The 9,904-nt window shown below is 43.6% G+C and carries 7 protein-coding genes; 1 reads left to right on the forward strand and 6 read right to left on the reverse strand.

All coding sequences use genetic code 11. The features are described 5' to 3' along the window. Positions 1-172: 172 nt before the first annotated feature. From BJR36_RS19295 to BJR36_RS19315, 5 genes are all read right to left on the reverse strand, one after another. Positions 173-718, reverse strand: a complete 546-nt coding sequence (locus tag BJR36_RS19295; RefSeq protein ID WP_169823793.1) for a flavodoxin family protein — start codon at positions 716-718, stop codon at positions 173-175. 367 nt (positions 719-1,085) lie between these two features. Next, positions 1,086-2,045, reverse strand: a complete 960-nt coding sequence (locus BJR36_RS19300) for an alpha/beta hydrolase (RefSeq protein WP_091237069.1) — start codon at positions 2,043-2,045, stop codon at positions 1,086-1,088. Positions 2,046-2,062: 17 nt separating this feature from the next. Then, entirely contained in the window at positions 2,063-2,719 is a 657-nt protein-coding gene (gene pgmB, locus BJR36_RS19305; protein ID WP_207648921.1) for a beta-phosphoglucomutase, read from the reverse strand. Between the two features lie 7 nt (positions 2,720-2,726). Beyond that, complete coding sequence (locus BJR36_RS19310) at positions 2,727-5,519, reverse strand: alpha-L-rhamnosidase (RefSeq protein WP_091237070.1); 2,793 nt, start codon at positions 5,517-5,519, stop codon at positions 2,727-2,729. A 68-nt stretch (positions 5,520-5,587) separates the two neighbouring features. Further along, positions 5,588-7,276: a glycoside hydrolase family 3 protein gene (locus BJR36_RS19315; RefSeq protein WP_091237071.1), complete on the reverse strand. Its 1,689-nt coding sequence runs from the start codon at positions 7,274-7,276 to the stop codon at positions 5,588-5,590. Positions 7,277-7,539: 263 nt separating this feature from the next. Here BJR36_RS19315 and BJR36_RS19320 point away from each other — a divergent pair, with 263 nt between their 5' ends. Next, positions 7,540-8,691 carry an AraC family transcriptional regulator gene (locus BJR36_RS19320; protein ID WP_242875687.1) on the forward strand — a complete coding sequence of 384 codons (1,152 nt, stop codon included), beginning with the start codon at positions 7,540-7,542 and terminating at the stop codon, positions 8,689-8,691. Positions 8,692-8,781: 90 nt separating this feature from the next. On the opposite strand, the gene BJR36_RS19325 is transcribed toward BJR36_RS19320, so the two are convergent. After that, on the reverse strand, positions 8,782-9,904 hold a 1,123-nt coding region (locus BJR36_RS19325), incomplete at its 5' end, for an MFS transporter (RefSeq protein WP_139133587.1).

Below are 9,904 nucleotides of genomic sequence, written 5' to 3' on the forward strand. Positions count from 1 at the left end.
GCGTTGGAATATAAATTGTAGAGCCGTATACGAGACCCGTACGTACGGTTCAATGAGAGGGAAATAATACTAGCTATTATTTCTCTACTCTATTATTATAAAGCAACTATTCAGGACTGTACCTTTCACAATCACAAATGCTGTACCAATTCATCTGTTTCCAATATCACGTCTATATCCCCAGAAATTTACCAACCCTCTTTCTGACCTTGTTCGCATCATTAAATTGATACCATTTTGAATTCAGATCAGATTTCCATGCATCAAACATGAGTATGTGCTTATCCAATGGCGGCTTGCTGTATACAGGTTCAAAAATATGTCCAAAAGGATCTTCTTCCTCCGGACTTCCAATCCCAATGATAAATAATTTTTTTATGAATTCATTATAATACACGTCATTTTTCGTCCAGAAATCCTTGCTTCTTTCATTCATCTTATCCAGAAGTGAAGTCGGGCTTCCCCCATACAAAGGCACCAGCCACAGGACCTTTTCTGCTGATTTTGTAGATTCAAAATATGCTTTCCCGTCATCATAATGCATGCATTTCCCGTTTGTACATGCATAATTGCAGTTTATACATTCCTTGATTTTCAGATCGCCTACCGAAATGTAATCCACCTCTTCCTGCCTGTGTCTGCTGCTGATATAATGCGCCAGTGAAGCACAATTCCCCTTCTTCCTTTCACTGAATGACAAAATACTTATCTTACTCATTCTCTCCCTCATCCCTTCGTCAAAACTAATTTTCCGACAGTAATAACGCAAAGTCTGCAATGAGAGCTATAGCCACTTCTTGATTTGTGGAAATCCGTGTCTCTAACTCTTATTTAAAACATTCTCTCCCGCTGTGCATTTTCCGTTATACCATCCCGAAGATTTCATCAAAAAATCTCAGGCAATTTATTCCCATAAATTGTTGTCCAGAGTATTTTATCACAGTTTTCTAAAGTTTTAAACAATTATAAAACATTTCCACCATTTTTTCTAATGTTTTGTTCGCTTTTGTCCGATACATATATAATGCACAAAAATCAGAGCGGCGGATTATGGCAATTTTAAAAGGATTCGTTTTTCAACTGTCTCACATAAAATTGCCATTGTTCAGCATTTCTTCAAATTCTGTCATTTCCGGCATATTCAGAGCGAATCTCTTTTCAAGCCACTTATCCGCAAGTTCCGTCCATTTCGCAGCATCAGCAGAAATCTGGGATTTTGCTCCGGCAGTAGCCTGCGTAGCCAATGCCAGTCCATGGGGACCTTCTTCAAACACATGCATTTCGAAGGGGATATGCATGTCTGCCAGTGCATGTGCCATGCGAAGGGTATGCTGAACAGGCACCAGCGTATCTTCCGCAGTAGCCCAAAGAAATGTCGGCGGCGTATGCTCAGTTACATGTCTTGCCGGGCTCACCTCATCCAGCCGCTCCTCACCAGGCTTTGCTTCTCCCAAAAAGGCGGTATTGGATGCTTCAAAAAATGCTTCGTCCATCATGTTCTTTGATATGTTCTTCATGAATATATAATCGCTCAGTGTGTAACCCAGAATCAGAGCTCCCGGTTTGAATGCTTCCGGCTTTTCGTGGAAGTATTCGCTTAAAACCGGCGTATGCCAATACGTTCCGAACATTGCTGTATTATGGGCTCCTGCTGAAAATCCGCAGACTGCGATTTTATCCGTATCAACAAGCCATTCATCAGCATGCTTCCTCACAATCAGCATCGCTTTTCCAATCTCGCGCATCGGTGCCGGATGCTGACAGTGTTTTTTAGGTGAAATCGGTTTTGACAAATCCGGAAATGCATTGCTTCCTTCATTATAGGTCGAATACCTCAAGACAAAAGCATGATATCCCATTGCTGCAAACCGCAATGCAACCGGCTCCGCTTCCCTGTCAGAACAGCTTATATAACCGCCTCCCGGGCAGATGATAATTCCAGGCCTTTTTGCCCCGTTTAATAGTTCTGGCGAATCCGCTATCACATAAGCGGTCAGTGTTACGTCTTCCCTATCCTCATACAACTTGATTTTCTCTACCTGCATGTCCTGTACCCCTTTCCTTAGGCCTGAGCCAACAACCTGTTTATTACATCAGGTAATTCTTTGAACGATGATATCTGTATATCCGTTTTCCCATAATCAGAAGCATCGCCGATTCCGACAGCAGTCATGCCCGCTGCCTTTGCTGCGTCAATCCCGGCGCATGCATCTTCTACTACAAGGCAGTTTTCGGCTGCTTCCCGAATAAAATCGGCAGCCTTCAGAAACACTTCCGGATCCGGTTTTGAATGTGTAATATTATTTCCATCAGAAATCCCATCAAATGCATCCAGCAGATCAACTTTTTCCAGAATGAATACAGCATTTTTACTGGATGAACCGATCGCAAGTTTGTATCCGCCCTCTCTCAGCTTCTTTAATGTGTCGCGAACATCATCCGTTACATCGTCAGCGGTCATAGTTTCCAGCAGTTCACGGTAGATTATATTCTTCTCTTCCATCATCTCTGCCTTTTCCTGATCCGATAATTCTCCGTTGTATTTTTCCAGGATGATTTCAAGACTTTCTGCTCTGCTCACCCCGCGCAGGCGGTTGTTAATCGTCTCATCAAAATAGATTCCCATTTTGTCGGATACTTTTTTCCAGGCCTGATAATGAAACTTATCTGTAAATACGATTACTCCGTCCAAATCAAAAATTAGAGCCTTTATATTCATGTTATTCTTATCCTTCCATTACATTTATTCCGCTGATCTGGTCAATGGCGGTCTTTAGCTGTTCCGGTTCAAATGGCAGATATTCTTTAAACGATATCTGTTCCAAAGTATTGGCTCCCATTTCCGCATCGCCGAAGGCCGCGATTCCTGCAATCGCAGGTGCGTATCTGCCCAGAATGCCCATAGCGCGATCATCAGCGGCGATTCTCGCCAGCGTCGTACCTTTGTGATATGGCTTGCGGAAATCTTTTTCCGGTTCATATGCAAAGTCATAAGTTCCAGCCGACAGAGTCATTTTTCCGCCTTCATATTCCGGTAATTCAACTTCCGCTTCGCAGTCAAAAGGGATCTCTATGTGTACCTTGAATTCTCCGTCTTTTTCAATCTTCCAGCTGCATGCATATGTCCCATTTACCGAACGATAGACACAGTTCACAAAATGCAGCCGCACATCAGGATGCGGTGCTATGACAGCTTTCTTGAATCCCGGCTCCAGAGGCCTGATACCGGCCACATAGCCGTATACGAATTCCATAACAGAACCGTATGCATAATGATTCAGGGAATTCATTCCAGTATCACTGATAGTTCCATCCGGCATCACGGAATTCCAGCGTTCCCAGATTGTAGTCGCTCCCAGATTTACACTGTAGAGCCAGCTTGGATACCCTTCCTTCAGAAGAAAATCATAGGCAAGTTCATATAATCCGGCCTCTGCCAGAACCGTGCACAGCATCGGGGCTCCTACGAATCCGCATTTGATCTGATTGCAGTCTTTTTGCAGACGATTCCTGAACTGTTCAATCGTACGATCTCTGTCGATATATACGCCGAATTTCAAAGCAATCACATAAGCCGCCTGGGTATCGATGGCCAGCCTGCCGCTCGGGGTAAAGAATTCCCGAAAAATTGCCTGACCGATCTGTTCTTCCAGCTGTCTATAGCGGAATGCCTCTTCCTCTTTCCCAAGTCTTTCGGACATTTCCTTCACAATCTGCACGGAGCGGTAATAATAGACAGAAGAAATGTAACCGTCATCTGTGTTACCTTTAAAACTTGTTGGTGTCGGTCCGTCTAATGCCAGCCAGTCTCCAAATGTAAATCCAAAATCAAACAGATACCGGCGTCCCCTCTCGCCGTCTTTTCTGTCAATATAATCGACCCATTCTTTCATCAGCGGATAACTGTACTCCATCTCTCCCGGATCGCCGTAATATTGAAACAGCGTATTTGGGAGCAGGGTTGCAACATCCCCCCAGACGCTGCCCACATCATTTTTATGTCCCAGATTAGGGATATAATTAGGAACCCCTCCATCCAAAACCTTTTGTTCATCCCTTAAGTCTTTTACAAATTTGTGGAAGAATGCCCTCGTATCCATATGATAGCATGCAGTTGGTGCAAAGACCTGTGCATCCCCCGTCCACCCGAGGCGTTCGCTGCGCTGCGGGCAGTCGGTAGGCATATCCAGAAAATTAGACTTCAGCCCCCATACAGTATTTTCGTACAGGCGGTTCACCTTCTCATCCGACGTCTCCAGATATCCGGTTCTTTCAATGTCCGTATAGACAACTTTGCCAGTAAAATCTGTGGCGGATAATTCTCCCGGCCATCCCGTTACACGGACATAACGAAAGCCGAAAAAGGTAAAGTGCGGTCTGACTGTTTCTTTCATTCCATCAGAGATATAGACAAACTGGGATTTTGCATCTCTGTAATTTTTGTTATAGAAATTTCCCTCCTGCAGTATTTCTCCGAAATCCAGCACTACTTTTGTTCCTTTTGGCAGATCTGCCTCAAATTCCATATATCCGGTGAAGTTCTGTCCCATATCCAGTATCGTCTCACCGGCAGGAGTATGGATGATTTCTTTTACCTTCAGCTCCTCTTTCACAATAACCGGAAGACTGATTCTGTCCATCAAATGATTTTTATTCAGATTCCTGGTTCCTTCCTCGAGTTCCGGCTGTAAAAGCACCTCTGCCGCCTTTTCCCGATGATCTTTTCCCTCCCACAGAAGTTTATTGCAGATTTCCCCGTCATAGATCCCTGAATCTTCCACATCAGAACCGCGGTAAGTCCAGCTTCCGTCTGTGCAGATGCAGTCCCGGCTTCCATCCGCATATTCCAGGTGCAGTTCAGCAATGGCCGCCATTCGGTTTCCGAAATTCTCTTTCCGGAGTTCCAGACCGAACAGCCCCATATACCAGCCTTTTCCCAGCATGATTTCCAGGGCATTTTCTTTCTCAGCAAATTCATCCAGCAAAAAGGTAATTACCTGAATACCCTGCTCATAGTTGTTCACATACGGTGCAAGATATTCCTGTCCGATTTTCTTTCCATTCAGGAAGGCTTCAAAAAGCCCTACGCCCGTGATATACAATCTGGCACGCTTTACCTGATTTGAAACCGTGAATTTTTTCACGAATACCGGATGAAAAGTGTCTTCCCGGGCTGTGCTGATCCATTCGGCATTCCATTCTTCATCCATCTTACCTGTTTCAAACTGGTAAGTGCCGCTATCCGCCCTGTCTCCGGCATCACCTGTCACCGAAATCCGATAGTAGTAGGTGGTTCTCGGTCTTAAATTGAATTCCAGTCTTTCTCCGCTCTGTTTTAAATCTTTTCCTTCCTTTTTGTAAAGGATTGTCTCAAATGTCTCACTGTCGCTTACTTCAATAACTGCCATTGCCTGTTTCCTGTCCGGTGTCTCTTTTACGCACCAGGAGCAGAGCAGCTGGTCATATATAAATCCGACCGGATTCTTGATTCCATTGATTCTTACATCTGTAATTCGCATATTTTCACCTCTTTGCATCCGTTCAGTCCTGCACACTTCGTGGAATGACAGCTGAACAGTCTCTCTTCCTAATAGTTCAGATCTTCTCTTCCGCAGAAGGGATCGATTGGCGACACGCCCTTAAATTCACTGCGGCCCAGGATTTTTTCAACAACTGCATCGATGACATACTCAGAATTGCAGTATCCATTGATATACGTTTTTATCATAGAAGCATCCAGCAGGTGATAGGGATTTCCCACACTGACAAACAGGACCGGCATTTCATTTACCATCCATGGCATGTTATTTCCCAAACCAAACATGGTGTGCCAGTTAAGCCTTGATACCGTCTTGTTGGAAGCTGTTTCGACATTGCCTACATACATGATCAGATCATACTTATCCTTGAATCCGGCAACCGTCTCCCTCATAACTTCAAATCCTTCCGGAATATACCTTGTCACTTCAAATCCCTCGGCAGTCAGCTTCTTATCAAACACTTCGAAGACCCTGTCTGTTGAAGCAAACTCTCCCATCATTTCCAGCAGAACCCTCTTGTGCTTCGATGCCTGGAGGGGCAGCAGATCCTGCGTATCTTTCACCAGCGTGACGCCCTGGTCCGCACATTCCCTTGCCCAGTTATCATGTTCCTCGCACTTGAGCACCTTTAATGCATCGACTTCCGGCACAAGGGTTCCTGCTTTCTGTTTCTCCGGCAACCCCATTGCAGCTTTCGTTGCCAGAATACGTTTTACCGCTTCTTCTAATCGTTCTTCTGACAGAATCTTATTTTTATAACCCTCATGCATATATGCATAGTCTTCGTCTATATTCCGGTTAAACAGGAATACATCACAGCCGTTTTCAATACTCAGCGGCACTGCTGTTGCTCTGTCCATCGCACTGCTGAACCCGACCATCGGCGTCGCGTCTGTTGTAATCAGACCATTGAATCCAAGCTTATTCCGCAGCAGGCTGATCAACAGATTTTTTGATAAGGTTGCCGGAATACTCTTCCTGCATTCTTCCCTGTTAAAGAAAACTTCATAAGCCGGCATTGCAATATGACCTGCCATAACAGTAAGTGTTCCCGCCTCAATCATTTCCTTATAGATTTTTCCGTAACTGGCATCCCATTCTTCACAGGATAAGGAATTCACACTTGTTACAAGATGCTGATCTCTTTCATCAATTCCGTCACCTGGAAAGTGTTTTACGGATGTGGCAACTCCTGCTTCTTTCGCTGCTTTCACATAAGCTTTTCCCATACTGATCACAGTCTCCAGGTCATCCCCGAAGGTCCGGACATTTGTTATCGGATTGTGATAATTCTTATCCAGGTCTACGACCGGTGCAAAAGACCAGTTTACGCCTAATGCCGCTCCTTCTTTGCAGCTCACTTTTCCTAACTGATAGGCTTTCTCCACATCCTGGGTCGCCGCTACAAGCATTTCACGCCCAAAATATGTCCCTTCCACAGCTGATCCATTTCCGCCGCTTTCAAGATTAGATGCAATCAGAAGCGGAATCTTTGATGCCTCCTGTAAAATCTTGTGGCTTCGTCGAATTTCTTCGGCATTGCCTTCTCTGTAAAGCATTCCGCCAATATGTCTTTTTTTCACTAATTCCTTCAATTCATTTTCGTCTTTTGTGAATACGATTGGACAAAACAGCTGGCCGATGCGCTCATCCAGTTCCATTGCCTCGTACGTACGATTCACCCATTCCACTTGTTCCTCAGATAAAAAAAACGGATTTTCTCTAAATTTAATCATCTATTTCATTTCCCCCTGCTTTTCTTTTATAGTACCGCAATCATTGATTCATCCAGTATCATATTCATTTTATCTAAAAGCAGACCACATAACCATGTAGTATTTTTGCTACAATCCGACGTATTTTAATCTTATCAGGGAAGTCACAAGAATGTTATAATCCGCTATATCAATTCCAGTAGAAACAGTTATGTAAATCTGTTATACTGAAGGCATCGTGACTATTCAGGACCTTGTCCTTCATAGTCACAGAACATCTATTAATGATAAATGAAAGGGAGCTTACCATGCCTTACTACCTTACATACGGGGAATTCCAAAAAAATATGAAGGATTATTATCTGAGAAACGGAAGTCGTCTGCAGTTTCCGGAGATGACAGATTATCTATATAAAAAAGGGTTACTGCTGGAAACCTGTCCACCTTCGGATCCCGATGTTTTTTTTCACGATATGACGGACGAAGAGTTCAATCGCGTAATCGACTCTATGCCCGTGACGCTGTATCCGGCATCAGGGGCACCTTTAACTGCAAATGTCCGCGAGTCCGATATCATTCCCACCGCACGCGATGTATTTGTCATCCGCCATCCCAGATATACCCGACCGCTGAATCACATGCACAATTATTTTGAGATCAATTATGTGGCACAGGGTCAGTGTACTTTTATCTTCGAAAACGAGACACGTGTCATGCACGAAGGTGAGCTTTGCATCATTGCCCCCTCTTCCAAACACGACATCGTCATCGAGGATGATTCTACAGTATTTGATATCATGTTAAGAAAAAGCACTTTTGATACTACATTCTTTTCCTTATTATCGCGAAAAGATCTGCTGTCCTACTTTTTCCGGACCATTTTACAGGATGATTCCCATGCCAATTATCTGCTGTTCTTTGCTGCCGATAACCAATGGATCAAGAGCATTATCAGAAACTTGATGGGAGAATGCAACCAATCGGATTCCTACAGCAATTTCTGCTGTGTCAACTGGGTGAACCTGCTTTTTTCAACACTCCTGCGAAACTACAGCCAGACCATACAGTTCTATAATTACCAGATGGGGGCAGACTTCTCATTGGTACTTCAATACATTCAGCATAACTACCAGACACTTACCCTGTCTGCATTAGCAGGACTTTTTCACTACAGCGAGCCCCATTTGTGTACATTGATCAAACAGAATACAGGCCATACTTTTACTGACCTGATCAAGCGGCTCCGTCTGGCAGATGCCGTCGACTATCTGGCTAATACAGACTTAAAAGTTGGAGAAATAGCAGAAAAAATCGGATATCATTCAGCCGATCATTTTTCAAGAGTATTCCGCTCCACTTACAAGATGTCACCCCAGGAATACCGCAAAAACAACAAAAATACCGAACCCGCTTTTCTGCCATTTACATATGATTAAAGACGAATTGCATATCAGCAAAAAACAGGGCAGGTCTCAAGACCGCCCTGTTTTTTCTCTTATGAAACTTCTTCATTTCTTATTTGTTTCTTACTCTTCGTCATCTGCTTCCATTTTTGATTTCATTTCTTCGATTGCAGGATAATATTTTTCAAGGGGATAGAATTTCAGGCATAAAACGATAATCAGGCATATGACAGCCGGAGCCCCGAACCTCAGGATATTCAGACCGGCCATTGCCGATGATGGCTGATGTCCGACTGCCCCCGCAATGTATCCGGTCGCTGCAAGAATTGCCAGAATTCCAGAGTTTGTAACAGTCGAACCACATTTTTGGGCGAATCCCTTAATTGCCGAAATCGTTCCATTCAAAGATACGCCTTCTTCGAGCTGGATGAAGTCGATCGTATCATTCACCAGTACGTTTACCAAAGCATTTGACATTGAACCGATTGCTGTAGCCATGAATGATGCCACATACAGAATAATCAGGTTTTTACCAAAAATAAATGCTATCACATAAAACACGAACGTAATTAACTGGGTCACAATCAATGCCTTCTGTCCTGTTTTGAAAATTTTAAGTGCAATTGGCATAAGCACGACCATTGAAACCAAAGCACCAATGGAAACAATTCCCATATAAAGCGGAATGAGATCCGGTCTTGCCAGATAATACATTACATAATATACAGATGATGCGAACATCAATCCGTATCCCATAGATGCAAGACACCATACCAGCATGATCGGATATAATTCAGTATGCCTGAACAGCCTCTTCAAATCCTGTGCGACTGGCCGTTTTTCAACTTTTGCCAGATATCTTTCTTTTGATGTTGCAAACAGTCCCCAGAATGAAACAATACCTATTACTCCGTAGATTGCCATAAGGGGCACGTAGCTTCCTCCAAAGAAACCTGTCATCTGTGTTGTGAATGTGGCTGCTATTGTAAATGCCAGAGCACAAACACCTGCACCAGTTGCAATGACCTTATTACGTTGTCCATTATCCTTTGTAACCGCTGGCAAAACAGCCATGTGAGGCATTGTTAAGACCGTATATAACATACCGAAGCAGATATAAGTAACCGCTACATATGCAATTTTCTGATTGGTACTTAGTGTCTGCTGATTAAATCGCTTCCGATTGAAAATCAGCAGGTCTTTTCCACAAATTTTGTACCAGCAAAAAAAGTGCAAAAAGTATTCG

Origin of the sequence: Anaerobium acetethylicum (assembly GCF_900096945.1) — a bacterium.
GTDB classification, from domain to species: Bacteria; Bacillota; Clostridia; order Lachnospirales; family Lachnospiraceae; genus Anaerobium; species Anaerobium acetethylicum.